Origin of the sequence: Vibrio sp. 1874 (genome assembly GCF_033344395.1) — a bacterium.
Classification (GTDB): domain Bacteria; phylum Pseudomonadota; class Gammaproteobacteria; order Enterobacterales; family Vibrionaceae; genus Vibrio; species Vibrio alginolyticus.
The window spans coordinates 138,236-165,183 of sequence record NZ_JAWPOR010000003.1 but is presented as its reverse complement, the minus strand read 5'-3'; the positions used below and the strand labels follow the sequence as shown (position 1 = coordinate 165,183).

21 protein-coding genes and 1 tRNA gene are annotated in these 26,948 nt (G+C 43.9%); 10 read left to right on the top strand and 12 right to left on the bottom strand.

Annotation, left to right across the window (positions count from 1 at the left end; translation table 11 throughout):
• Window positions 1-148: 148 nt before the first annotated feature.
• Entirely contained in the window at window positions 149-1,273 is a 1,125-nt protein-coding gene (ald, locus tag R8N46_RS08150) for an alanine dehydrogenase (protein ID WP_005378241.1), read from the top strand.
• A 93-nt stretch (window positions 1,274-1,366) separates the two neighbouring features.
• On the opposite strand, the gene R8N46_RS08145 is transcribed toward ald, so the two are convergent.
• Both R8N46_RS08145 and cysB read right to left on the bottom strand, forming a co-directional pair.
• The gene (locus tag R8N46_RS08145) at window positions 1,367-2,563 is read right to left on the bottom strand and encodes a methyltransferase (protein ID WP_104975208.1); all 1,197 of its coding nucleotides are present in this window, start codon (window positions 2,561-2,563) and stop codon (window positions 1,367-1,369) included.
• Between the two features lie 53 nt (window positions 2,564-2,616).
• Window positions 2,617-3,591 (bottom strand): HTH-type transcriptional regulator CysB, encoded by a 975-nt coding sequence (gene cysB / locus R8N46_RS08140; RefSeq protein ID WP_005388967.1) that lies wholly within the window; start codon window positions 3,589-3,591, stop codon window positions 2,617-2,619.
• Window positions 3,592-3,904: 313 nt separating this feature from the next.
• On the opposite strand from cysB, the gene R8N46_RS08135 reads away from it, so the two are divergent.
• Together R8N46_RS08135 and miaE are read left to right on the top strand one after the other, a co-directional pair.
• Complete coding sequence (locus R8N46_RS08135; RefSeq protein WP_005378247.1) at window positions 3,905-4,669, top strand: hypothetical protein; 765 nt, start codon at window positions 3,905-3,907, stop codon at window positions 4,667-4,669.
• Window positions 4,670-4,766: 97 nt separating this feature from the next.
• On the top strand, window positions 4,767-5,537 hold the full coding sequence (miaE, locus tag R8N46_RS08130) for a tRNA isopentenyl-2-thiomethyl-A-37 hydroxylase MiaE (RefSeq protein ID WP_017634952.1): 771 nt from the start codon (window positions 4,767-4,769) through the stop codon (window positions 5,535-5,537).
• 125 nt (window positions 5,538-5,662) lie between these two features.
• Here the strand turns inward: miaE and R8N46_RS08125 are convergent, their stop codons facing one another.
• Both R8N46_RS08125 and R8N46_RS08120 read right to left on the bottom strand, forming a co-directional pair.
• A complete protein-coding gene (locus tag R8N46_RS08125; RefSeq protein WP_115385861.1) occupies window positions 5,663-7,291 on the bottom strand; it encodes a methyl-accepting chemotaxis protein in 1,629 nt (542 codons plus the stop codon).
• Between the two features lie 155 nt (window positions 7,292-7,446).
• Window positions 7,447-7,713 (bottom strand): hypothetical protein, encoded by a 267-nt coding sequence (locus R8N46_RS08120; RefSeq protein ID WP_017634954.1) that lies wholly within the window; start codon window positions 7,711-7,713, stop codon window positions 7,447-7,449.
• A 292-nt stretch (window positions 7,714-8,005) separates the two neighbouring features.
• Between R8N46_RS08120 and R8N46_RS08115 the strand changes: the two genes are divergently transcribed.
• Both R8N46_RS08115 and R8N46_RS08110 read left to right on the top strand, forming a co-directional pair.
• The gene (locus tag R8N46_RS08115) at window positions 8,006-9,334 is read left to right on the top strand and encodes a sphingomyelin phosphodiesterase (protein ID WP_115385860.1); all 1,329 of its coding nucleotides are present in this window, start codon (window positions 8,006-8,008) and stop codon (window positions 9,332-9,334) included.
• The gene (locus tag R8N46_RS08110) at window positions 9,331-10,287 is read left to right on the top strand and encodes a hypothetical protein (protein WP_017634956.1); all 957 of its coding nucleotides are present in this window, start codon (window positions 9,331-9,333) and stop codon (window positions 10,285-10,287) included. The genes R8N46_RS08115 and R8N46_RS08110 overlap by 4 nt, the downstream gene beginning before the upstream one ends.
• 84 nt (window positions 10,288-10,371) lie before the next feature.
• Here R8N46_RS08110 and trpS read toward each other — a convergent pair whose 3' ends face one another.
• Window positions 10,372-11,394 carry a tryptophan--tRNA ligase gene (gene trpS, locus R8N46_RS08105; protein ID WP_213972289.1) on the bottom strand — a complete coding sequence of 341 codons (1,023 nt, stop codon included), beginning with the start codon at window positions 11,392-11,394 and terminating at the stop codon, window positions 10,372-10,374.
• 601 nt (window positions 11,395-11,995) lie between these two features.
• Here trpS and R8N46_RS08100 point away from each other — a divergent pair.
• On the top strand, window positions 11,996-12,952 hold the full coding sequence (locus R8N46_RS08100; protein ID WP_005388415.1) for an AEC family transporter: 957 nt from the start codon (window positions 11,996-11,998) through the stop codon (window positions 12,950-12,952).
• Between the two features lie 44 nt (window positions 12,953-12,996).
• Here the strand turns inward: R8N46_RS08100 and R8N46_RS08095 are convergent, their stop codons facing one another.
• From R8N46_RS08095 to R8N46_RS08080, 4 genes are all read right to left on the bottom strand, one after another.
• Complete coding sequence (locus R8N46_RS08095; protein ID WP_115385858.1) at window positions 12,997-13,452, bottom strand: MarR family winged helix-turn-helix transcriptional regulator; 456 nt, start codon at window positions 13,450-13,452, stop codon at window positions 12,997-12,999.
• A gap of 187 nt (window positions 13,453-13,639) precedes the next feature.
• A complete protein-coding gene (locus tag R8N46_RS08090) occupies window positions 13,640-16,801 on the bottom strand; it encodes an efflux RND transporter permease subunit (protein WP_054577971.1) in 3,162 nt (1,053 codons plus the stop codon).
• A gap of 2 nt (window positions 16,802-16,803) precedes the next feature.
• Window positions 16,804-17,943: an efflux RND transporter periplasmic adaptor subunit gene (locus R8N46_RS08085; RefSeq protein ID WP_115385857.1), complete on the bottom strand. Its 1,140-nt coding sequence runs from the start codon at window positions 17,941-17,943 to the stop codon at window positions 16,804-16,806.
• A 466-nt stretch (window positions 17,944-18,409) separates the two neighbouring features.
• The gene (locus R8N46_RS08080) at window positions 18,410-20,047 is read right to left on the bottom strand and encodes a methyl-accepting chemotaxis protein (RefSeq protein ID WP_115385856.1); all 1,638 of its coding nucleotides are present in this window, start codon (window positions 20,045-20,047) and stop codon (window positions 18,410-18,412) included.
• A gap of 774 nt (window positions 20,048-20,821) precedes the next feature.
• Between R8N46_RS08080 and R8N46_RS08075 the strand changes: the two genes are divergently transcribed.
• Window positions 20,822-21,811, top strand: a complete 990-nt coding sequence (locus R8N46_RS08075; RefSeq protein ID WP_149191922.1) for a Solitary outer membrane autotransporter beta-barrel domain — start codon at window positions 20,822-20,824, stop codon at window positions 21,809-21,811.
• A gap of 5 nt (window positions 21,812-21,816) precedes the next feature.
• Here R8N46_RS08075 and R8N46_RS08070 read toward each other — a convergent pair whose 3' ends face one another.
• Window positions 21,817-22,065, bottom strand: a complete 249-nt coding sequence (locus R8N46_RS08070) for a hypothetical protein (protein WP_005378271.1) — start codon at window positions 22,063-22,065, stop codon at window positions 21,817-21,819.
• Window positions 22,066-22,881: 816 nt separating this feature from the next.
• On the opposite strand from R8N46_RS08070, the gene R8N46_RS08065 reads away from it, so the two are divergent.
• The 3 genes from R8N46_RS08065 (at window position 22,882) to R8N46_RS08055 (ending at window position 25,686) form a co-directional block, all read left to right on the top strand.
• Window positions 22,882-24,213 carry a cytochrome ubiquinol oxidase subunit I gene (locus tag R8N46_RS08065; protein ID WP_115385854.1) on the top strand — a complete coding sequence of 444 codons (1,332 nt, stop codon included), beginning with the start codon at window positions 22,882-22,884 and terminating at the stop codon, window positions 24,211-24,213.
• 2 nt (window positions 24,214-24,215) lie between these two features.
• Complete coding sequence (locus tag R8N46_RS08060; protein ID WP_115385853.1) at window positions 24,216-25,208, top strand: cytochrome d ubiquinol oxidase subunit II; 993 nt, start codon at window positions 24,216-24,218, stop codon at window positions 25,206-25,208.
• A gap of 349 nt (window positions 25,209-25,557) precedes the next feature.
• Window positions 25,558-25,686, top strand: a complete 129-nt coding sequence (locus R8N46_RS08055; RefSeq protein WP_005378275.1) for a hypothetical protein — start codon at window positions 25,558-25,560, stop codon at window positions 25,684-25,686.
• A gap of 273 nt (window positions 25,687-25,959) precedes the next feature.
• Here the strand turns inward: R8N46_RS08055 and R8N46_RS08050 are convergent.
• Together R8N46_RS08050 and R8N46_RS08045 are read right to left on the bottom strand one after the other, a co-directional pair.
• A tRNA-Ser gene (locus R8N46_RS08050) sits at window positions 25,960-26,047 on the bottom strand.
• Between the two features lie 144 nt (window positions 26,048-26,191).
• On the bottom strand, window positions 26,192-26,641 hold the full coding sequence (locus R8N46_RS08045) for an L-alanine exporter AlaE (protein WP_005378276.1): 450 nt from the start codon (window positions 26,639-26,641) through the stop codon (window positions 26,192-26,194).
• Between the last annotated feature and the right edge of the window lie 307 nt (window positions 26,642-26,948).

Sequence of the window (26,948 nt, the reverse complement as noted above, 5' to 3'; positions counted from 1 at the left end):
CCACCTTATTACTTCCTTGCAAAAAAATATACTACAACTTTTTAATATTTGGTGCCAAATTTTACAAATCTATAACTATACTAGTTATTAATTCGACAATAACACCCTACTAACAGTTAATACAACCATTATAGAAAGAGGATACAGGATGATCATTGGCGTACCTAAGGAAATCAAGAATCACGAATATCGTGTTGGTATGATCCCAGCTAGCGTGAGAGAACTCATCTCACATGGTCACCAAGTTTTAGTTGAGACCAATGCAGGTGCCGGCATTGGTTTTTCAGACGATGATTACATCGCTGTCGGCGCATCCATTCTCCCTCATGCTGCTGACGTATTTGCGCAAGCAGACATGATTGTAAAAGTAAAAGAACCCCAAGCAGTAGAGAGAGCAATGCTCCGCGAAGGGCAAATTTTATTTACTTATTTACACCTAGCACCAGATTTTCCACAAACTGATGAGCTAATCAAGAGCAAAGCTGTCTGTATAGCCTATGAGACTGTAACAGATAATATGGGTCGTTTGCCACTGTTAGCACCAATGTCAGAAGTGGCAGGTCGGATGTCTATCCAAGCTGGCGCGCAAACGTTGGAAAAATCGCACGGCGGTCGTGGTCTGCTCCTAGGCGGCGTACCTGGTGTTGAACCTGCAAAAGTCGTTATCGTTGGTGGTGGCGTTGTTGGTGCAAACGCTGCTCGTATGGCGGTTGGCCTTCGCGCTGACGTCACCATTCTAGACCGTAACGTAGACACACTTCGTAAGCTTGACGAAGAATTCCAAGGTCGCGCAAAAGTGGTTTATTCTACTGAAGACGCTATCGAGAAGCATGTTCTAGAAGCGGACCTTGTTATCGGTGCCGTTCTAATTCCTGGCGCAGCAGCACCTAAACTGGTCACTAAAGAGCACATTGCTAAGATGAAGCCTGGTGCAGCAGTGGTTGACGTGGCAATTGACCAAGGCGGTTGTTTCGAAACTTCACACGCGACAACTCACGCAGATCCAACTTACATCGTTGATGAAGTGGTTCACTACTGTGTAGCAAATATGCCTGGCGCAGTTGCTCGCACTTCAACATTTGCACTCAACAACGCTACACTTCCATACATCGTGAAGTTAGCAAATAAAGGCTACCGCGAAGCACTTCTAGAAGATAAAGGCTTCCTTGAAGGTCTAAACGTTATTCACGGAAAAGTAACGTGTAAAGAAGTAGCAGAAAGCTTTGACTTGGAATACGTTGAACCAACTCAAGCTATCGCTATGTTTAATTAATGACAAAATAAAACATAACTTGTCACGTTTTGTTTACAAAAGCCCACTCATAAGTGGGCTTTTTTATATAGAGCGTTTGGCTATAAAGAATAACTAAATCTTATATGCACAAATTAAAATATTTCTAGGCGTGACCGATTTAGGGCAAAACTCTGACAATCTAACACGGTAACCACGTTCTTCAAGATAAAGCACTTTGTCTAATGCGAGCCAGATCTCCAACGGACGTTGAAAAACAAGTTGCACTAAGCTCATTCTCTCCATTTGCCAGAAGCGTTGTTCGCTTAACTTTTCAAAATGAGAGAAATCGATTTCTTGAGGAAGAACAATGCCTTTTTGCTCCGCTGCCCAGCGACATAAGGCTTCAAAACCATCACTTAATTGCGACTTACGGATACTCGGCACAGGCTGATACTCTGCCATTCCCAAAGCTTGTCGCGTGATCAAATCAAACCCAAGACGAAACATCATTTCCTGCTGACGATGACGACGCACGCGCTCTCCTCCCGTCACCGTTTGTTGTAATGGGATACGCAGTTCTTGCTTAGACAATGAGAGAGAAGAAGCCCTGCCCGATTCCGACATCGGCTGGTATTGTTCCGACTGAATCAAGTGGTAACAACAAGGTGATATGGTCATCGCAGCAACCCCATTTTCACTGCCGTACTGCATTAAACGAACGTGAAGGTCACCGCATGCATGCAGTGCTACTGCGTGTTGCGTTGGCTTAAACACGGCTTTCGCTTTGCTATCAAACGCGTCGCCTTGAATAAACGTCATCTTCCAATGATGTTCATTGGCTGCTTGTTGCCCCGAATCGCACAGTGCTTGTTGGTATTCAAAGCTGGTTACAGGCTGATCGGTTTGCGTTGTCAGGATTCGCCCCAAGTAACCTTTACCTGAGCACCATTCTAGCCATTCTTCGCCACAGTGTTGTTGAATTGCAGCTTCACCCATCGAGCTAATTTGCTCCAACTTACGTCCCGGAATACCGTTATCTAAACCACGAGCGAGCTCCAAGCCGTTTAACGACAAAAGCTCTAAATGAGTCAGTTCTGCGAGTTGTTCAAGCTCAGGCAAAAACGGACTAAGTGCTTTTAACGCGAGTTCTGGTGCTGCTTTGTATTCTTCGATTTGAGAGGGAGTAAGAGACGCTAGCCATTGGCACAGTCGAGGATGTTGCTCCTGCCAAGGTAATGATGTGTGAATGCTGCTTTTAAAAGGCTCGAATCGCCACAAAGATTGGTTTTCGATTAAGCAGTCATTAATAAATTGAAATTGCGTTTTCATAGCTCCCCCTACAACGAGCGCATTGTAGAGGGAATCGAAACATCAATGAAGTGTTATCTCACCGGAAGCTCGATGTCTTTAAACATCTCTTCGATTTCTGCATTAGACTTCAACGAAATCGCCTGCTCAACCACTGGACGCGTTAAGTGCGGTGCAAAACGCTCCATAAAATCGAACATGTAAGAGCGTAAGAATGTACCACGGCGGAAGCCGATGCTCGTGGTGCTCGCGCCAAACAAATGGCTCGCATCTATTGCAACCAAGTCACCGTCCTGCTCTTCATCTACAGCCATGCTTGCAATCACACCCACACCAATACCCATACGAACGTAAGTTTTAATGACGTCTGCATCAGTTGCAGTGAACACCACTCGCGGGGTTAAACCTTCGCGGTTGAATGCTGTATCCAGCTCTGAACGGCCAGTAAAACCGAACACGTAAGTGACTAATGGGTAAGCGGCAAGATCACTGATCGTTACTTTGTCTTTCTTCGCTAGTGGGTGGTCTTTAGGCACAACTATTGAACGATTCCAGTGATAACAAGGCAGCATGATAGCATCTTGATATAAGTGAAGCGCTTCTGTCGCAATCGCAAAATTCGCTGTGCCTTTAGCTATCGCCTCAGACATTTGTGACGGTGTACCTTGGTGCATGTGTAACGACACTTTTGGATAACGAGAAGTAAAACCTTTGATGACATCTGGCAGTGCATAACGAGCCTGCGTATGTGTCGTGGTGATATTCAGCGTCCCCATTTCTGGATGGGTGTGCTCTCCAGCCACCGCTTTGATACTTTCTACACGAGCGAGAATTTCTTGAGAGATACGTACAATTTCTTCACCAGCTGGCGTCACTTGCGTTAAGTGCTTACCGCTACGTTCAAAAATCTGAATGCCTAACTCATCTTCAAGCAACCGAACCTGTTTACTGATACCTGGCTGAGAGGTATATAAGCTTTCCGCCGTTGCAGATACATTCAGATTATGGTTTACAACCTCAACAATATACTTCAGCTGCTGCAGTTTCATCGTAATCCCTTACTTATTCATGAGAGAGTTTATTGGCCACTCAAGCGAGCGATATAATAATTAGTTATAACGCGTTCAAATCGAAATGAACAGCAATTTCTAACTTATACCTCAATCACATACTAATAATCTTCAAGCAAGAAACAATATGCACAAAGTTGAGCCAATAAATGACCGAAGTTCTATGATGTGACTTCTATCAGTAACTAAAACGTGGGAGAGACAAAATAATCAAACAAATAAGGTGCCGAGTAAGATAAGATTCATGTATTCTTTAACGCTAGCCGCAGAAAAGTAAAGCAGACGCAAAGATATGAATATTGGTTTAATAATCGCTTTGGTAGCCATCCTACTGGTGTTAATCCTAGGCTATAACATTATGTTGCAATATAAGGTTAAAGTTGAAACCGCAAAAAGGCAGGAATCAGCGCGATATGTAGCCTTGATAGATGGTACTGAAGAGTTGATTGGTCATGCGCACCATATCCCTTTTAGTAAAGAGCTGTTGCTGTGTCTAAACAATCGTATTCTTGACGCGCTAGAGAGCATGCATGAGCTGGACCCGAAGAACAAGCAACTTGCTCAACGTATCGAAAATATGAAGCAGCAGATTACGCAGCTAAAAGAGAATGGTCCTACTGGCGAGAGTACCACTTTCAAGATGCCGAGTAGTGATAAACAAGCTATCGTCATGCTTAAGCTGGTTAAACGACTTCGCGACACTATCCGTAACGAGCACAACAAAGGCCGATTGGATACCCAGACTTACGTCACCGAAAATGCGCGCTTGGAAACGATGCAAATTCGCATCAACATTGAAAATGTCATCAAAAGAGCAAACGACTCTATCGCTCGTGGCCAACCAGGCACCGCACTTCAACTGCTGCGTAAAGGTATCGATGCTTTGAGCACTAAGAGCGATCCTTATTCTATTCAAGCGAAACAAAAGCTTGAAGAGATGTTAGGTGACTTAGATAAAAAGCGCCAAGATAAAAGCGATGCCGAAATGCAGCAGATTGCTGACAAAGAGCGTGACAATGACATGGAAGCTCTCTTCGGCGAGAAGAAAAAGTGGTAACATTCACTTCAGGTCAAAAAAGGCTGCAATTGCAGCCTTTTTTCTATCCGCAAGACAACGGATATGCCCAATAAAAATGTGAAGTACTAAAACTAAAATGATGAATCTAGACGCCTATCAAGATCTTCTTGCTCCCATTAACCAATTTCTGCGATGCAGTACACCTGATGAATGGGTAGAGGAAGCAAAGAAACCAGAGAACCTTCAAACCATTTTGTTAGACCACCTACTGTGCGAACTAAAAGCTGGCCAATCTGCCATGTTTTTAATTCGTAAGTATGCCGTTGACCAATCCAGTTCACATGCTCTACTTGACTGGTTTAAGCCCTACGAAGATTTTGCTTACCGTAACGTAGGCTCATTGGAAACTTTAAAAGGCAAGAGCAATATTTCTAAGTCAATCATGGCTAAGTCCGACTCACCATACAGCCAAGATTTGATCGATAAGATGGTGCTTTTGATAAAAGAGGAGTTACACCACTTTTATCAAGTTTTAGAGATCATGGAAAGTCGTGGAATTGAGTACAAAAATATTCCAGCAAGTCGTTATGCTAAAGGACTGATTTCGCATATGAAGACTCATGAGCCGGAAACGCTGATCGATAAACTCATCATTGGTGCGTACATCGAAGCCCGATCTTGTGAGCGTTTTGCCAAACTAGCACCACATATGGATGACGATATCGCAAAGTTCTACATTTCTTTATTACGTTCAGAAGCACGCCATTACCAGGATTATCTTGTATTAGCGGAGCAAATCGCAGGCAAAGATATCAGCGAGCGCATCGCCTACTTTGGACGTATAGAGGCAGATTTAATTTCTACGCCAGATACAGATTTTAAGTTTCACAGTGGTATCCCAGCCTAGCGAGCATATTCTCCCAAGGTTGAGCATACTCTGAACTTATATAGACAGAGAATAAATAAGCCGGACATTTCGTCCGGCTTATTTATTGTAGCAATGAGGTTAGGAATAAAGCTGAAACACAACAACTAGAGCTGGAATGAACCCATTCGAGTTTTCGAGTTGTGCGCTAGGCTACTAATCTGCTGACAAGCCACAGCCGTTTGTGAAGCTCCCTCAGCCATCTCTGTTGAAGCACTATTAATATGCTCCACACTGCGATTCAGCTCTTCGGATACAGAATTCTGCTCACTGCACGCCGTTGCGATTTGTGTGCTCATTTGCGCTATGTTATCGACAGAATGTTCAATTTCTTTTATCTGGCTATCAGCGTCATTAACTTGCTCAACACACTGAGAAATACCCTCCTGACAATCGCGGCTTGAATGCCCTATTTTACTGCTGCTCTCTTGTAGTTGATTAACAATTTCCACAATTTGTGAAGTGGAGTCTTGAGTGCGTTGCGCCAGAGAACGAACCTCATCTGCCACAACAGCAAACCCACGTCCTTGTTCACCAGCCCGAGCGGCTTCAATTGCGGCGTTCAGTGCTAACAAGTTTGTTTGCTCGGCAATCCCGCGGATCACATCGACGACCACATTGATATTGTTTGAGCTCGATTCAAGCTCACGTGCCAGTTCATCTGATTCTTGGATCGTATGTGATACACGCTCAATTACTGCGATAGTTTGTTGTAACGTCGCCGTTCCTTGCTTTGCCACTTCCGCAGCCGAATAAGCAGAGGTTGCGCCAACTTCGGTATTTTGTGCCACTTCACTTACAGCAGCTTGCATCTCTGTCATCGCAGAAGCCACCGAGCTAAGTTCAATTTGTTGATTTTGCATACCAGAGGCGGTCTGAGAAGAAATAGCACTCACTTCCTCTACTGCTGCCGTTAGCTGAATCGTTGAGTCATTAATCTCAGAAACCAACGAATGTAAGTTTGTTTGCATACCGACAAGCTCTTTGAGCAGCGTTCCTAACTCGTCTTTGCTCAATTCGCTTTCGTCGATTTGATTATTCAATTGACCCTTGGCGATTTTGGAAGCGAACTCCAATGCTCGATCAACAGGCCCGCAGATGACTCGAGAAAGCAGCATGGCAGACATTACCATGACCAATGCGACGACAAGCGCACCAACAGCAGCGCTGTATTGTGTAAATGCCGCTTCACTTTGTACTTCTTCGCCAATCAAATTCACCAACTCATCGTTCAACGCGAGGGTATCATCCAAGCTGCTCAACGCTTTTGAGTAGGTATCGAAACTTGATAAAATTACATCATTTGCACTTTCAGCATCGCCTTGGCTTAGCAATACGTTGTAAGTCTTCGTTTCTTTGATGTATTGATTCCAAGTTTCTTTAAAAACGCTAAAGGACTGCGTTTCACGCTTATTAAGGTCGAGCTTTTCGTATTCTGCAATACCAGCCTGCACATCAGAACGCCATTGGTCGAGGCCTTTTAACCATTCACCAATTTTGGGGTGATTTGCGTTTGGCAATAAAGAGAACTCATCTTTACGCACTTTAGTAATATCAACTTGGATACCTTTCAAAATCGCAACAGAAGGTAAACTTTTATCTGTTAACACTGAAATGTCTTTATTCAGTGTTAACAAACCTTGCACCAACATTACTGACACTAAACCAAACACGGCAAAAACGGTTAAATAACTAACCGATATTTTCTTTACGACACTTAAGTCTTTAATACGCATGCACTTTCTCCCCGCAGCCTTTCCAAACCTCTCACTTAAGTGAAAGCTTAACCTCTAAAACACACTGTTTTTTGCGCTCGATATCATTGAACGCTCTTATATACATCGGCTTGAGAGATCAAATCTTGACCAGTAATTGATAGTTTTATCACATGCTATTTTAGAGATAGGCTCGCATGCTCCGTATTGTGTCTACATCTTTTCATGAGCGCTTCTCGGCGCAGATCCAAGATCTCATCAATGAGCTTTTCTTTCGCATTTATCCCAAAATGCTGGGCATAATTTTTTACTTTTGCTATCTCATTAGGTTGCAAGCGGTACACCTCTTTCTTTAAACGTGCTTCTGCTTCACTTCTAATCAAACCTTGCTCTTGTAACAATTTAATGATGGTTTCATCGGTTGGATTTACTGCTCTAGCCATGGTGCTCCATCTATCAATTTGAGTTCTAGCCATATGGCTAGATGAATGACGCCGCACAACTTATAGAGCAAAGATGACAGCTTGATTGCAGTGAATGCAATTCGTTGACTGTTGGTATTATTTTTCCACCGCTTCAACGACCACACACTCAATACCCCCATCCTAACCATTGAATAAAGATCACATTCTGATAACAATTTTCAGCGCTGGCTTAGATGTCATCCATATTTAACGTGCAAGTAACATTTATAAACAAGAATGATTGCTCTAGTTCAAATGATGGAAAAATAAGATGAAATTTTCGCAGTGGAGCCTTTTATTAAGTAGCTTGATAGCGTTACCCTGCATTGCAGATACCGACGTTTACCTAACGAATAACTCTGATCAACCGTTAACTATTCAAGTAAAACATGAAGGCAGTGATTTGCTTCAATACGGAGAAGAGTGGCAACAACATGTGCAGGTACTTGGTCCGTGGGAAACTAAATCTGTATTAAGCTTCAACCGTTGGGAGGGCGTGAAATCAAATCAAACTTACCGTTTTGAAACGGTGGTTTCTAGCCCTGAAGGTGAAAGCATAACACTCAATCAAATAATGGAAGGCCATTGGTACAATTCGACCATTGAATACGGCTTGTCCGCAGCCGATGTCGAGTTATCACTCAAAGATGATCGTAACATTCATCGTGCCAACACTAACGCTTTTGGTGCGAGAGAAACCGAACTGGCATTTAAGTCAGACAGTACCGCTCGATATGATGATCTTTACTACACCATCACGCCAAGCAAGGTAGCGGAGTCTGTCGACAACGAAGAACAAAACCTTAAGTTGATGACTTATAACATCTGGGCGTTGACGGCTATTGCATCGCACATTGGAGATCGTTACGAACTGATTCCTCAACATGTAAAAGGTTACGATGTTTTGGCGCTGCAAGAGGTGTTTGCCAGCGGCCGTGAAGCATTCTTACGTGAGTTAGCCAAGGAATATCCTTACCAAACAAAGATGTTAGATAAAGAAGGCGTTAATATTCATGATGGTGGCGTAATCATAGTTAGTCGCTACCCTATCGTGAACGAAGCGCAATATGTCTTTCCCGATTGTTCTGGTACAGACTGCTTTGCCGATAAAGGCGTAAATTATGCGGAAATAATTAAAGGTGGTCAGGCTTACCATGTGTTGGCTACCCATACCGCATCTTTCGATACAGACACCGCCCGTGAGTATCGTCAGCGCCAGTTCAAACAAATCCGCGCACTCGCCCAATCTCTTAACATTCCTTCAAGCGAAACTGTGGTATACAGCGGCGACTTTAACGTAAACAAAAGAAAGTTCCCTGGTGACTACCAACAAATGATCGCTAACTTAAGCGCCATCGAACCTCAGTACTCTGGTTACACGGAGTCAACCTTTGATCCCCGTATCAATAACTTTGCAGGTGAAGCGTTATCAGGTGGCGAAAACGTGGAATACCTTGACTATGTTATGGTGAGTAGTGAATACGGGGTGAAATCATTCAATGACAACCGTGTAGACGTGCCGCGCACAACCGCAGAGAGTTTATGGAAACACTATAACCTTTCTGACCATTTCCCAGTAAGCGCAACAATCAAGCCATGAAGAAAATCGCTTTGATAATCATGTCCGCCATTATGGCGGGCATGATATTTTTAACTTTCAGTCACGATGTTCAAAAAGAAGAGCTCGCTTCCTCTCCTTTCCCTAAGACAAAAAATAAGAGTGTCTCCAGTACATCACTACAAACGAGTAGCATCGTGCCCGATACAGATACTTCACCACAAACCGCTAAGCTCCCTTCCACAGTTCAAATAACGACTGAGCGATTAACTCAACTCAAAGGCAGGAAACTTGTCGCCGAACTTGAGACGTTTTGGCAAGAGTGTATGTTGAACCGTAGTTGTGAAGAGCAGGTCGCCTTGTTTGAGGCGCATTTATCTTCAGCTCGATTCCAGCTTTTGGCGAACTACCCTCAGCTCAGCAGCCAATGGCAAGAGAGTGTAGGAAATTTGTTATTTGATGAGCAACAATCACTGGCGTCGCGTATTGCACAGCTGAAGAACGAAGCAAGGAGCATCTGGGGAGAATTGGCTGATGTTGTTTTCGCGGATGAGTTCGCGCTGTACGATTTCAATTTAGAAGCCCAAAAGCTGGACACTCAAAGCCCAGATAACTTTTTGCGAGCTTTCGAGCAACTCACCATTGACTGGCAAGAACATGCAGATGCTATCGGGCTAACAAGCAACCAGGAAAAATATGAGCGTGCGGTCACCCTGATTCCTAATAGTATGAGCCTACCAGATCGCTTGGCGATCATCGCAGAGCTAGAACGAACTTACTTAACGAAAGAAGAAAGTAAAAACATTCATGCTCGTCAGCAGCAAATTACAGAGCAAAAAAAACAAGTCAAAGATTACCAACAAGCATTACAACAACTTGAGTCCAAGCTAAGAACGCAAAGAGCCTCTAGCCATTCACATTTGTCAGAACCGGAATGGCAAAGCTATTACCAACAAGAAGTCGCGGATTTTCGTCGTGAATTTTTTTCTTCTTAACAATGCGCTTTGACTGACTGGGAACTTAAAAAGGCACGTTGCTAACCAGTCGTCGTGCCTTATGTTCAACTCTCTACTTTTAATTCAGAACAAATTTAAACCAAATACATCTTTCACATCAAATAGCACTTTTTCGGTTTTCTCGCGAGAACGCTCACTACCTTGTTTTAAAATATCAATCAGCTGCGCTTTATCATTCAAATACATAGCGCGCTTTTCTCGAATAGGGCGAAGCATCTCTTGTAAGCATTCTTCTAACACTTTCTTGGTCAAACCATCACCTAATCCACCTCGTCGATAATGGTCTTTTAGCTGTTCGACATAATTTTTATCAAGATGAAAAGCATCGAGGTAGATGAATACAATATTCCCTTCGACTTGGCCAGGGTCCTCAATTTTCAGATGATTGGGATCGGTATACATAGATTTCACTGCCGCGGAAATCTCCTTTTCGGAGGCGCCTAAGTTGATTGCGTTCCCCATGCTTTTAGACATCTTATTTTTACCGTCAGTACTCGGCAAACGAGGTGCATCGCTAAGTAATGGACGGCATTCTCTAAGAACCTCTTTTCCACCCAGATGGTTTATTTTTCTCACGATTTCATTAGTTTGCTCTAACATCGGCAGTTGGTCATCACCCACTGGTACTAGCGTCGCATGAAACCCCGTAATATCAGCAGCTTGAGAAATTGGATACGTTAAAAAGCCTGCGGGAATAGAGCGTTCAAAACCTTTACTCTGAATCTCATTTTTAACCGTAGGGTTTCTCTCTAATCGTGCGATAGAAACAAGATTACTGTAATACATTGTCAACTCGGCTAACGCTGGAATTTGAGACTGCAACGTGATCGTAGTTTGAGCGGGGTTGATACCAACAGCCAAATAATCTGCAACGACATTGAGAATATTAGAGAATACCTTTGATGGGTTATGCGCGTTATCCGTCAGCCCTTGCATGTCCGCAACCAAGATCGTTTGCTCGTGCTCCGTTTGCAATTTGACTCGTTGTTGCAATGAACCAATATAGTGCCCGAGGTGTAATGGACCTGTTGCTCGATCTCCGGTAAGTATAATTTCACGCTGAGATGTATTTTTATGGCTATTCATATTTGTCTCCAAGTATTTAATAGATCGCTACTGGAGATAAAAAGATCAAACACTCTTAGCTACCATCCAGCAGCTTAAGAATGTAAGTATTCCGCGCCGCTCTATTTAGAGCGCCACCAAGAGAAGGTTGTTAATGAAGGGCGAACGTGTATTTTCATGTTTTTTAAACTAACAGCACACACCGCAGAACTCAATCTGTTTTGTACTGAATTAGTGTGAGTGTTCCAACAGCCAATTAAGAGGATTACATTGGTAAAGACATCGCAATGACCAAAACCGCACCAAATACCGAACCAGAGACAAACGCACACAGTACAGTTTTGTTGTGTTTCCTTTTCATTGATGAACTCCTATCCATAACTACGATGACCAGCCCTCACATCTAATACGCATGTGGATGCATCACGACAACAAGTTAACCAACATATCGCACGTAGGACCAGTACCGCTTTGTTAAATTGGGACCTCGTCCATAACTTGGAGTGTAAATGACTCCGGAACCTACAACAGAAGAAAATTTCATCACGTTACTGTCCTACCCTCCGGGTTTGTGGCTTAATAGGCAACAGGAACACTTTTTTCTTTTGCTGCGGATACTTACATGGAAGCTGTTTTACATCAGTTGCAATTCTCTTTGTCGATAACCGGACCTATCTGTTTGATGTTGGTACTTGGCGTTCTTTTTAAGCGCTTTGGTCTAATCAACGATAATTTTATCGAAGTAGGCTCTAAACTGGTGTTTCAAGTTACCTTGCCTGCAATGTTATTTGTCAGCATTGTGGCTTCAGAACACGACTTTTCCGCGGCAAGTGGATTCGTCAATTTCGGCGTCATCGCTAGTATTTCGTTTTTCATTTTCACCTACCTTTCCGTCAAACTTCTGTTCAAAGCATCGCCTGACCAAGGCGTTCTCATCCAAGGTGGGTTCCGAGCAAATACAGGTATTATTGGTATCGCTTACGTTGCCAATGCGTATGGTTCTCAAGGTGTGGCGCTAGCAGCGCTCTATGTCGCGGTCACCACATTTATTTATAACGTCCAAGCGGTAATTTGCTTATCGCCCAAGGGGGCAACGTCTGCCTCGCAAGCAGCAAAGATGATGGGCCGAACACTGACTAGGAATCCGCTCATAATCTCCATTGTTCTAGGAATGGCTTTTTATTTACTCGCTATTCCAGTACCGAATGTGGTTATTGACGCAGGAGACTACTTGTCCAAAATGACATTGCCTTTGGCGCTGTTGTGTACGGGTGGCTCACTTGACTTTAGCTTGATGAGAAAAGAGAAAGGTCCATCTTGGTTTGCGAGCAGTTACAAGCTCATCGTAGCGCCAGTCATCATCACCATGGGAGCTTACTTAGTAGGATTTCGAGGAATTGAGCTAGGTATTCTTTTCTTTATGAACGCCTCTCCAGTCGCTGCTGCCAGCTATGTCATGGCGCGTTCCATGGGAGGCAATGCCACGTTAGCTGCAAATATCATCGCACTCACTACGGTGCTTTCTACCGTGACCTGTACGTTGGGCATCCTATTTCTTAAGTTCTACAACTTAATATAATTGGCCAGCGATAAAATAAAGACGCTAGACGGCATTGATGTAAGTTACTGGTCGTGATTCGCAAAAGTGAGCTTTCTTACCAGACGAAAAAATTCAGTCGCTTCAGATTCCGACAAACAAGAAAAAAACTCTTTCTGTAAATTCGTCATGATTTGATGAACTTGCTTTAAAGCATTTGCCCCCTCTTTTGTCATGCTTAGCATTTTAAGGCGCTGATTCGATTTACTTTTAGAAACTTGAACAAACCCTCTCTTTTCCAGATTGTCCACCATCCGCTTTGCTACACTTCGCTCAGTTCGAACCGCATCAGCTAACGCTTGCTGGCTCATAGGTTGAAATTCTTCTAAAGCGGCCAGTGCACTTGCCATTTCTAGTGTCATCAAATTTTGCCGAGAGAGCTCGGCTTGGGCACGATTGCGGTACATGCGCTGCATCACACCGCAGACAAACATAGGGCTTTGATCCAAAACGGAAATTGGGGAAATTTTCTGATCTTTCATCGTCGTTTTTCTTCTTTAGGCTTTCATTCGGTCGAAAAGGCTGTGCTGATACTGCACACAACACGCCGTCTTTCAGGCTCGCGTCATAGACGGTAACCACCAAGTGAAAACATAAAATAAAGAGCGCCGAAGCGCCCTTTAATCGTGTTAATTATCACTAGTATAACTCAGTTAAAACAACCAAGTCCTACTCGCTTTGCTGACTGGGTTTAGTGCTGGTCTCAGACAACTCTGCCTCCGACTCTTTTCTCGCACGTCGATCAAACAATCGCTCAACCACTACAAAGAAGATTGGGACGAAGAATATACCCAATATCGTGGCACTGATCATGCCACCAAGTACGCCGGTACCTACTGCGTTTTGACCTGCCGATCCCACACCTGAACTGATAGCAAGTGGTACCACACCCAAACCAAAAGCAAGCGATGTCATGATAATTGGGCGCAGACGAACACGAACGGCATGCAGGGTTGCTTCGATAAGCCCAGCGCCTTTCTCGTAGTAGTCCTTTGCAAACTCAACAATCAGAATGGCGTTTTTGGTTGCCAAGCCGACCGTCGTTAATAAGCTCACCTGGAAGAACACATCGTTATCCATACTGCGCGTCATTACCGCAAGCACAGCACCAAGCACACCAAGAGGAACAACTAACACCACGGCGAAAGGTACTGACCAACTTTCATACAAAGCGGCAAGAACTAAGAATACGACGAGGATAGATAGCGCATATAGCATTGGCGCTTGGTTTCCGGAAAGGCGCTCTTCATACGAAATACCATTCCAGTTCACCGTGAAACCTTCTGGTAGCTTTTCTACCATTGCTTCAATTTCTTCCATGGCTTCACCAGTACTTACACCAGGAGCTGCACCGCCTTGAATATTCATTGCTGGCAAACCATCAAAGCGCTGCAAAAGAGGAGAACCATAGGTCCACTCGCCACTCGCAAAAGCAGAGAAAGGTACCATCTCTCCCTTAGCGTTGCGTACGTACCATGAATCGAAGTCTTTTGGCTGCATGCGGTATTCCGCATCACTTTGCACCATCACTTTCTTCACACGACCGCGGTCAATATAATCGTTAATGTAAGCCCCGCCCCATGCAGCTGACAGGATTTGGTTTACGTCATTGATACTGACATCCAAAGCACGAAGTTTAACGTGGTCAATGTTCACTTTGTACATTGGCGCATCTGCCTGACCGTTTGGACGAACACCGACAAGTTTCGGGTTTTGTGCAGCCATGCCCAGAAGTTGCCCTTGAGCCGCAACTAATGCATCGTGCCCTTTATTCAACGAGTCTTGGAGATAGAAATCGAAACCTGTCGAGTTACCTAGCTCTTGAATCGCTGGAGGGGCGAACGCAAACACCAAAGCTTCTTTAATGGTAGAGAAGTACCCCATCGCTCGACCAGTAATGGAAGCGGCATCGGCGCCAGGCGCTTCACGCTCAGACCAATCTTTCAGGCCGATAAATGCCATCCCCATGTTTTGGCCTTGACCTGCGAAACTAAATCCAGCAACGGAGAAGACGGATTTTACATTGTCTTTTTCGTCTACTAGGTAAAAGTCACGCATTTTCTCAAGTGTTTTTTCCGTCTGTTCTTGTGTTGAGTTAGGCGGCAAAATAGCCATTGAGAATACTGTGCCTTGGTCTTCATCTGGCAAAAATGACGTTGGAAGGTTCATAAATAACCAGCCAGCACCTGCACTCATTGCCAAAAATACAACCAACATGCGACCTGTGCGTTTTAGAAGTTTGGCAACGCCGGTTTCATAGCCTGCTGTCATCGCATCAAACTTGCGGTTAAACCAGCCAAAGAAGCCTTTCTTCTCTAGAAGCTCAGCATCGCCTTTTTTCAGCAACGTAGCACACAATGCTGGAGTCAGAATTATCGCAACCAAAACGGAAAGCGTCATAGCCGCCACAATAGTTATTGAAAACTGACGGTAAATAACCCCGGTAGAACCAGACATAAACGCCATAGGGACGAATACCGCAGAAAGCGTCAAACCAACACCAATCAGGGCACCAGTAATCTGTCCCATCGATTTTTTGGTCGCTTCTTTGGGCTCCAACCCATCTTCATGCATCACACGCTCGACGTTTTCCACCACAACGATGGCATCATCCACCAGCAAACCGATAGCCAGAACCATCGCGAACATGGTTAACGTGTTTACGCTAAATCCAGTCGCGTACAAAATAGCGAAGGTTCCGAGCAATACGACAGGCACTGCGATCGTTGGAATGATCGTCGCACGGAAGTTCTGCAAGAACAGGTACATGATTAAGAACACAAGAAGAATAGCTTCTAATAGCGTTTTAACCACTTCTTGAATCGAGGCTTTGACGAATGGCGTTGTTTCAAATGGGTAAGCAATCTGCAACCCTTCTGGGAACGTTGCACTCAGTTGTTCTAAGCGCTCTTTTACCGCATTGGCTGTCTCAAGCGCGTTTGCGCCAGTACCTAATGAAATACCTAACCCCGATGCTGGGAAGCCATTATATTGGCCTCGAATATCATAACTTTCTGCACCACGCTCAACGCGAGCTACATCTTTCAAATAAACATTCGAACCACTGGCGTCGGACTTAAGAATGATGTCTTGGAACTCTTCTACACTACTCAAACGACTTGCAGACGAAATCGTTGCATTCAACAACTGGCCTTCCTGCGCAGGTGCCGCACCAAGTTGACCTGAAGAAACTTGCGCGTTCTGTTCACTGATTGCATTTGCTACGTCGATCGCGGTCAAGTTGAACTGCGTAAGCTTAAAAGGGTCCAGCCAAACTCGCATTGCATACTGCGCACCAAACGCCTGCACTTGTCCTACGCCAGTTACACGACTTATCGGGTCTTGAATATTCGTTACAACAAAGTCGCCGATATCGTTTTCTGTAAAGTCAGGATCTTCAGAATAAACTGCGACAACCATGAGAAATGCCGTATTGGATTTATTGACGACAATACCTTGGTTTTGTACCTCCATCGGCAATGAAGTCAATGCCAATTGCAGTTTGTTCTGCACCTGTACTTGCGCGATATCAGGGTCAGCTTCGCTATCAAACGTCAGGGTAATTGTCGCATTACCAAATGCATCACTGCTCGATGATAGGTAGCGAAGGTAATCTAATCCTGTCATGTTTTGCTCGATAACCTGCGTTACCGAGTCTTCAACGGTTTTTGCTGATGCACCTGGATAGCGAGCACTAATGGTGATCGTCGTCGGTGAAATCGTTGGGTATTGCGAGACGGGTAAATTGAATAATGACATTACCCCCGCCAACATCGTTAGAATCGCGAGAACCCAAGCAAATACCGGACGATCGATAAAAAATCGTGCCATGATTACTCCTGTTCACCGTTTTGGATAGTTACCGAACTGCCTGGCCCTACCTTTTGTAAACCGGCGGTAATGACTTTATCACCCGCGTTCAAACCATCAATAATGCGCCATTGGCTATTGATCGCTTCGGCAGTCTTCACTGGTTTCGCTTCCACTTTGTTCTCGCCATTAACCGTCATCACTGTCGCTTTACCTGTCGCATCACGAGAGACCGTATTTTGTGGTATTAGAATCGCATCAGGGTCGACACCAGTAATGACCGTCGCACGAACAAACATTCCAGGTAGCAACAAACCGTCAGGGTTTGGGAATTCGGCACGAAGCGTCACGCTGCCCGTACTTTCGTTCACATTGACCTCAGTAAATTTCATTGTGCCTTTGTGTTCGTAAGTGCTGCCATCTTCAAGCATCAATGTAACTTGCGCAGAGTCATCTTCTTGCATATGGCCTTGGGAGAATGATGCTTTCAAACGCAACAGTTGCGCGGATGATTGCACAATATCAACATTGATAGGGTCAAGCTGCTGAATGGTCGCTAATTTGGCAGCTTGGTTAGCCGTAACCAACGCACCCGCTGTCACACTCGATTTACCGATCACCCCGCTAATCGGAGCTTTGACTTGCGTATAATCTAAGTTGATTTTTGCTGTGTTGATCTTGGCTTTTGCGACGAGGACCTGTGCTTTCGCTTCTTTGTATGCCGCTTCTGCTTCATCCAAGTCTTGTTGGCTGATGGATTTTTTGGTGATCAAGGTTCTGTAACGCTTCACCGTGGCATAGGTCGACTCTGCCGCAGCTTGCGCACGGATTAATTCCGCTTCAGCACTCAGCAAATCCGCCTGAAATGATGAATCATCAATTTGATATAGCGACTGTCCTTGTTCAACAAAGCCACCTTCAACAAAATTTCGCTCCGAAATAATGCCAGTGACTTGCGGACGAACTTCTGCTTCTTTGAATGCTCGGCTACGACCCGGCAACTCCACTGTTAATGCTTGGCGCGTTGGCTGCACTGTTAACACTTCTACTTCGGTTGCGGGCGCAGGCCCCCCACCTTGGCTCGATCCTTCTTCGCTAGGCTGACATCCAACCACAAAAAGGCTCGACGCAATCAGCAGAGATAGCGTGGTTTTACGTCTCATGAATTTTTCTCTCTTATCTACCGACAAGCCTTCAAGATTCCTTATTAAAAGCTTCTAGAATGACTTAATAATGACTAATGGATGTATATCCAGAACAAATTAATTAGGATGATAAATACCCAGTGTTGTACATACAACAAAATTTACAGTTCTATACGCTTACGAAAAACGTTTATGGTAAAGGTGTTATGAAGTTCTCAAATTTGAAGATTTTGGGTTGGAAATCACATTTTCCTGTGTGCAATTGCAATGGTTAAAAAGCAGCAAAAGTGATGATAAAAGCATCATCACGCTGTACAGAGTTTGTTACCACTGTCTAGGGTTATTTGCCCACTCTGGTATACGAACTAAAGTGAGAAAGGAATGTAAATATAGTCGAAATTTCACAAGTCAGGTTCGCCACTTATCTAAAAAATAACCCGCTAAGAAGCGGGTTATTTCGTCAGTGAGATTGCTGTTCTCAAGCTTATACTTTGAACTGACTGACCTGATGATCTAAACGTTGAGTTTGCTCTGACAACATGGCTAAAGAAGCTTGCGCTTGGTTTACGATTTCCACAATTGAAGTGCTACTGTCTGCAATGCCTTGTACGTTGCTATTTACTTCGTCACTTACTGTACTTTGCTGGCTCGCAGCCGTTGCAATGTGTGTATTCATCTCGTTCATACGTGAAATCGCGTTCAAGATTTCAGAAAGGGATTCACTCGCTCGGCCAGCGGACTTGATCGTTTCATCACTGCTATTTTGGCTACCGCGCATCACTTCTACAGCTTGTCCTGCACCAGATTGTAGCTTTTCAATCATGGTTTGGATTTCTCCCGTACTCTGTTGCGTACGACTGGCTAAAGAACGAACCTCGTCCGCTACGACAGCAAAGCCTCGCCCTTGCTCTCCAGCGCGAGCCGCTTCAATGGCTGCGTTAAGCGCTAATAAGTTTGTTTGCTCGGCAATACCACGAATTACATCCAGTACGGACGCAATGTTACTCACATCATGATCCAATGTGTTAATGACGTGGCTTGCGCTTTCGATTTCACTTGCGAGGCTACGAATTGAGCTAACCGTTTGATCCAAAATAACATTGGTATTGGTAAGTTCATCATTCGCTGTTTGGCTCGCAACCGCAGCTTCGTTAGCGCTATCGCTTACATTTCTGCTGGTGACTTGCATTTCATGCACTGCCGCCGCTACCGCCTCGCTATCTTTTTGCTGAGAAACGGTCGAATTCGCGATGGTCGTGGTCAACGAGCTAAGATTTGCCATTTCGTTACGTAAGGTATTTGAGCTTTCAATTACCTGAGCGACTGTCATTTGAATTTTGGACACAAACTGGTTAAATGCGTCTGCTAAATTGCCAATTTCGTCTTGTGTTTTTACATCGATTCGCTGACTTAGATCACCTTCACCGGACGCAATTTCTGTCATCGCATTTTTAATATCATTGATAGGCTTCACAACCGTTTGCAACAACAAAAACGCCATCGCAATAGCGGCCAGAATAACAATCACAATGCCCGCTTCAAGAATGAGTTCTGCTCTTGTTGCAGCCGCTGATATTTCGTCCTTCAATTGGCTTTGCTTTTCTTCTATTGCATCTTTTACAACGTTAAGCTGCGCTCTAACCTCGATAAATTGGTCTTCAAAGGTATGTTTGTGCTCATTGTAGTAACCACGCCATTGAGATTGAGGTAAACGTAGCATCGCCTCATAACTTGCTAACCATTTTTCACCCAAAGAGACAAGCGTTCGAACTTCATTACCATGTGTAGAAGGCGTCACACCGGCTTGCGATAGCTCAATCATTTGTTCCATACGCGGCAGCGCTTTGTATGCGTTGTCTTTGTATTCACCGATGTGGTGATCAATATCGGTTTGAGTATCAGAAAGAGCAACACCTTGGATTGCAGATGTAGCTTGGTAAAGATCGCGGTAAGCATCCTCAATCGTTAATAAGTTCGGCACGATCCGTTCGTTGAGTGTCTCACTCAATTCAGATTGCTTCCAACTTGTCATAACGTTTAATACAGAGCTCACAATAAACAATCCAATAATCAATGACAGCGGAATCACTATCTTCTGCTTGATCGTTAAGTTCTGGAACATGAATAGACTCTCTTTATTTATGGTATACAAACTGCCGGAAATTATATCAAACAAATAGAGTATACTATTAGGTAAAAGAGGCTATTCAACATGAAATCTAATGACTTTTTGACAAGGGTTCTAATTTCAACAATTAGTTGATTTTATACAAAATTTAACAAAGAGATCTTTTCAAAAGATGCAAATTAAAATGCTCTTTCAAAACGAAAAATATGTAACAGAAAGTGAATTAAAAGGGACCACATTTTGAAGAATAGATCGACTCAATGATTTACTAAGAACACATACAAAACACAGTTCTTGGATTGAGCACCACCGCGGAATATGCAAAGGTCCGAACATTTCTTCTAAAGCTCAAAAAAACCATTGTTTATCTGACGTATTTAAGGGTACTCCTTGATGATGTTAGTCGTGATGTTGGCAGACAGGATGCTTACAAGTTTTCGAAGTTAACCAGTAGCACAGTGAACGATTCAGATTTTCTTGAGCGCCAAGGCAATAAAAAAGTTTGCTATTTTCCTCTCAAGAGACGCATTAAAGAAAATAATGCAACCTAGTCACAAAGTCTTGCTACATCTTCAGAAAAGAATGATGTTGCTAAACAAATCTGGTGCAGCATACACATTGAAGCTAAACTCGTTTAAGGAACTTTTTCATATCAATATGAGAAAACATAGATTTCTCAAAGTTACACCGACCATTCAACGATTAAACTAATGTTAGCGTACCGGTACGTCCAAAAACTCCATGCATGAACCATTTGAAAGAGCCAAAATGTTCCAACCCAACTTCGCCTCAGTGGAGTGGCGAGTCGTTTCGCTCGCTCTCCTACTCTCTCTTCCTAACACAGCTCAAGCGGATCCACTAGATAAGGAAATTAGCAACCTTCTCCAACAACGTTTTTCTATCGCGGTTTTGCTGTCCGATACTGACGCAATTGCGTTTGGTATTGGCGACTTTGATCCGAATGCATTATTTGATACCGCCAACCCAGAGTTCGGGACTGACGAGTCAATCAATGAACGTCGAAGCAAATCCGTATATGTTCTCCCTTACACGACTAACTTTGACATAGAGGGCAGCGAGGACTTACATGAGCTGTCGTTTAAGGCATTTACGATACAAACAGAGAATGATCTCAAACTATTCGGCACAAGTAAGGATCTTCTCAAGGAAAGGACATACGGTGCGTCGATTGGTTATGGGTACCTATACAAAGCAAGTGAAAACGTCACCCTTAGCACCAGAACGACGACTCACCTTATGCGTTATGAAAACTCATTCTCTACCGATAATAAACTTTCCTCCATCATTGGAAGAATCCTAGACGGCCGTGCCGTTAACGTTTCAGCATGGGCGGCAATAGTTCAACCATCCATTAAAGCCAAATACACGTCTCCCACAAGTTGGGGGAAATGGCATGCCAGTTCGACATTGAATTCATTCATGGGGCACAGCTGGGGAAGCGCAAATAACGGCAATATAGGCAACCCTAAAGGTTGGTACCTATCTAATGAAATCACCGGTTACTACAATATTTATCACGGTGAGCAAGCTTTATTTACCGGGATTAAAAGAGTCGACCTTTCGCATGATTTAAGCGATGAACTGGGAAGCCCGCATTACTACGAAGCTTCTATAGGATGGCTATTTTATGCACCAAAGCCCTTTGATTGGTTAGACAATTTCGGCATAGGCGTTAACTTCAACTACGGCTCGACTCTCAGAGGTGGCAGCATTCAACTTTACTACAACAAACAATAACGCTGTCAGTACAGGAACCAGTTGGTAGCATATATAACAAGAAGAACGAGAAGACACAAAAGGAATGGCAGAGTTAGCGTCTTCGCAAACTTTTTCATGAGACTTGGGTTATCAAACACCACACCTTCCGCTTCTCTTACCCTTCGCTCTTCGTCAAAATGCCATTTAATGGCTAAGTAGGCTCCTATCCCTAATACAATAAGCTTAAAAGCTCCAGCAAAGTAAGGAAAGAAATTAGCCCAACTGTCGTTCATTATCCATCTCCATCAAATTCAATATCAGCTTTGCGGTGGCAGAATCCAAGGTTCATGTAGAATGCCCCCCTCAAAGTCAGACTCTCTGGCTAGCGCCAGTCTACTGCTCGAGATAGCTGCCCACAACTCTCTTTACCATATAGGCATTTATTAATTATTTAATAAATAACAAGAAAGACACTAGCACACTTGCTGAAAAGTAAGTGTCAGTTTGGATTGAAACTCATCAGGAATCGAAAATGGTCCGCAGTCGACTTGTTGATCTAGTGAAAGCCGAATTACCTAGAGCCAAATCGTTCGCTAGTATAAAAATGTAGCCTATCGCACTTCTGGTCGAGTGCTAACGAACTTATGATGCACATGTCATTAGCAGTGCAATTTTAAGTTTATCAATTAGCTAAAGTTTCCCACCTTAACTGCCAGTAAGTTTGCTGTGTTTGAGATGATCTCGACATGACTAGTGTATAAATAGTATGGAGGTTCAAAGTGAAGGCAAGGCAATTTTCCTTACTAAAAACACTGTTTCTGTAATTTTATTTCAGAATTATCGAAGCCATCATAAGGATAATTCGAACTAATCTTAATTCATGTGGCTTCAGTTACATTTGCTTTCTTTTACTCACTTCTCGCGACTATTAGCGGCATTTTGAGACAATTTCCCACACTCCTTTCTTTGTCTTAGTTGATATAAATCATGGTTAGAAGAAAACAGAATCACCTGTATTTCTCGATACATGAATCCAAACTGCCCGATTTTTCGTAACTAAATTACAGATAGACACGATTTTTAGCACGGCACGTTTTTGAGGAACCAAGATGTTAGATACCCTCATGCTGTCGCGGATCCAGTTCGCGGCCAATATCAGCTTTCATATTCTCTTCCCGACCATCACCATCGCGTTGGCGTGGATGTTGGTGTTTTTCAAGTGGCGATATAACCGCACACAAGCCCCCGTATGGCTCGATGTTTATTACTTCTGGGTCAAGATATTCGCTCTCACTTTCGCCTTAGGTGTGGTATCCGGCATTACGATGAGTTTCCAGTTTGGTACTAACTGGCCGGGCTTTATGGAGCGAGTCGGAAACGTTGCAGGACCATTGCTCGGATACGAAGTGATGACTGCCTTCTTTATGGAAGCCACCTTCCTTGGTGTGATGCTTTTTGGACGAGGACGAGTACCGGAATGGGTTCATACTCTCGCAACCGTTCTGGTTGCAGTTGGGACAAGTATGTCCGCATTTTGGATTCTGGTGCTTAACAGCTGGATGCACACACCAAGCGGATATGAAGTGATTGACGGAATAGTACATGTAACCAGTTGGAAGGAAGTTATTTTCAATCCTTCTTTACCTTACCGTCTTCTGCACACGCTATTGGCATCGGCGCTGACTGCCAGCTTCTTGATTGCGGGTATTTCGGCTTATCAAATAATGAAAAAGCCAGATCATCGCTCAGCCAAACTTGGCCTAAAAGTCGCACTGTTCGCGGCGGCTGGATTCATCCCAATTCAAATCTTTGTCGGAGACCTTCACGGGTTAAACACGCTTGAACATCAACCTGCAAAAATTGCAGCAATGGAAGGCGTGTGGGAGACCGAGCAAGGCGCACCTCTTCTTCTGTTTGCGATGCCAAATGAAGAAACTCGCAGCAATGATTTTGAAGTTGGCATCCCGAAGTTAGCGAGTTTGATTCTTACTCATGACTTAGACGGAGAAATCCGAGGACTTAACGAGTTTGCACCTGATCACCCGCCAGTGAAGCCCTTGTTCTTTGGTTTCCGCGTGATGGTCGGTGTGGGTATTCTTATGCTGCTGGTTAGCTGGTATGGCGCGGTGAAGCTAGCACGCAAAAAAGCGCTACCTAAACCTTACCTGTACACAGTGTTAGCTATGACGTTCTCTGGTTGGATAGCCACACTGGCGGGTTGGTATGTTACTGAGATTGGTCGACAACCTTGGTTGGTCAGCGGTGTATTGCGTACATCAGAAGCCGTCACCACGGTTGCGAGCAGTAGTGTGATGACTTCGCTCATTATGTACTTAGCCATTTACGCGGCATTGCTGGTTGCGTACATCCATACCCTGTTCTATTTGGCGCGCAAAGACGTTGCAGCCCATGAAGTCCCACTGACACAACAAGAGGCCTAATCATGTTCGACTATCTACCAGAAATTTATCTTCTGCTGCTTGGCTTCTCGGTCTTTATGTATGCCGTGCTCGACGGCTACGACCTTGGCGTCGGTATCCTGTTGCCAAGTGATAATGAAGCGCAACGTGACCGAATGATAGCGTCTATTGGCCCTTTCTGGGACGCGAATGAAACGTGGTTAGTGTTAGCCGTCGGTATTCTGCTAATTGCCTTTCCTACCGCTCATAGCTTGATTTTGACTGAGCTTTATATGCCGACCGCCATCATGCTTATCGCATTGATCATGCGTGGCGTGGCGTTCGACTTCCGCGCCAAAGCGAACTCGGATCATAAGCCTCATTGGGATTGGTGCTTCCGAATTGGCTCGCTAATCACCGCACTAACTCAGGGTTACATGGTGGGTCGTTACATCATGGGATTTGAGCAATCAGCCGAAGCATTTGGCTTTGCTTGGTTAAGCGCACTTTGTGTAACGGCGGCGTATGTTTACATCGGTGGCGCATGGTTGGTACTGAAAACGGAAGGTGATTTACAAATACGTTCAGCACGTTGGTCTCGTCGTGCTGGTTGGTTAGCAGCCTTAGGAATCTTAGTCGTGAGCGTTGTAAACCCAATTGTAAATCAACAAGTTGCCCTGCGTTGGTTCAGTTTCCCAGAAGTCTTGTTGCTTGCCCCAGTTCCGTTAATTGTGTTGGCGACCATCTTCCTCGTTGATCGCTATTTGCGTCAGGTTCCGATGGTGAATGATCTGGGTGTGCGTTGGCCTTTCTTTGGTGTCACCGTCATTTTCGCCTTGAGCTTTCTTGGTCTTGCGTATAGCTTCTTCCCAGAAGTTGTGCCGGGATTAATGACCGCACAAGAAGCCGCCTCCTCGCCTGCGACGTTAATAATCGTGGGCTACGGTGTGATGATTGTTATGCCGGTGATATTGCTTTACACCTTTGTGGTATACCGGATCTTCAAAGGCAAAGCGACAGAACTTAGCTACAAGTAGGAAAGGGAATTCCTCAACAAAGCGCCGCTGCTCATGCGGCGTTTTTTTGCAGTACTCAACGACTAAAGTATCTACCCAAGGCGACTGAGTGGGAACGCTGAGAGAATGTAGCGGCAGCCAGTAGTTTGTTCCTAACTAGAACGAGATAACCGTTTCTCAACTATAGCGATACAGGCACAAAAACAGAAAGAATATTTGATGTTACAAAAGGTAGACCGCCACTTTAAAACGCTTTGAGTATTTTTTGCGCTCAATGAGGTGCAAGTATACTTATGCTTTTTATGACTTGTGAACACTCAATTGCATGTTATGTTGCTGTTGAAATCGTACATGAAATAAGGACAAGAACATGAAGATAAGATGCAAAACGACGCAAAGCATTGAAAAATTTAACCCTGATGACCTCAATCTAAACACAGATCTCTTTGGTATGATTGCTGTTGTATTCGTGTTCATGGCTGTTTTGCTTAGCATCTAGTAGCACTACGTTCATTCTTGTGGCCGTATTCATACCTCATGTGATATGGGTGCTAGATTCTAGATTAAAGCGGATGTGCTAACCCGCACCAATCAGATTATGGCTGCCTCTGTATAGCATCTTCAATTTTGGCGTTGTATAGAGGTGAGATGTGAATAGTTGGCTTGTAGATAGAATGGCGCTTGCACCTTGAGCACTCTTGTGTACTTTCAATGACGCATTACTTTAGTGTAGATACGAAAAAAGGCCTAATAAATCAGACCTTTTAGAATGTGGCGGTGAGTGAGAGATTCGAACTCTCGATACGTTGCCGTATACACACTTTCCAGGCGTGCTCCTTCAGCCACTCGGACAACTCACCGAATCAAATTTTGGTTAGCATCATTGGCTAACGAGGCGCTAATTTAATGATTATGTGCCTGATGGTCAAGGCTAAACATAAAAAAAAGCGCCCTTTTCGAATCGATTGCTCACTAAGTAACTAAATTGAGCAAAACTGGGGCATTTACATGCTTTGAGAATAACCGGGAACACGGAACCAACGGCGGCACATGTCCAAGAAGTACCCATACAACACACCCATGCCACAAGAAATAACAGCGTTACTTGCCACTGCGGTCACAATTTGATCTGTAGACGCGCCAACTGCGAATAAAATACCCGCATAAACTGGAGATTGAAATAGTACATAAGCGACCAGATCAGAGATGTTCTTCATAAAGGAAGACGGCGACACCTTACTACCTTGATGCAGCACCCAATCACGAAAAACCCCATACGGCCAAGCAATGGCGATATTCACTGGAATCGATAGCGTACGCGATGCTAGAGATTGCTCAAATGTCATCCCTGAAATCAAAATCTCGACAATCATCCCTGTGATAAAGCAAAAAACAACCATAGCAAAGGTATCCGCTGCGGCGTGACGAATACAAAATGGTCCACGAGACTTCATTTACAAAACCCTTAAAATCAAACACTGCAATTAATAAAAATAATAAAACTATTAACCACTAAAAAGACACCAAGCCAGTTAATGATGCAATTAGAGCACACAAAAACTAGCTTATGGTTCTGTATTTAAAATTAAGTTGTAAATTTATAACCAACTTTTAAAGTAAAAGTAGTTTTTTTCACCAATGGCGAGTAAAAACGCCTAAAATCACGTAAAAATGGTACAAAAACACGGATTTCACTTACATAAAAAGGGGTTACGATAATTATTTTGACGTAAAGTTAGAACAAAACTCGGACTGTAAACA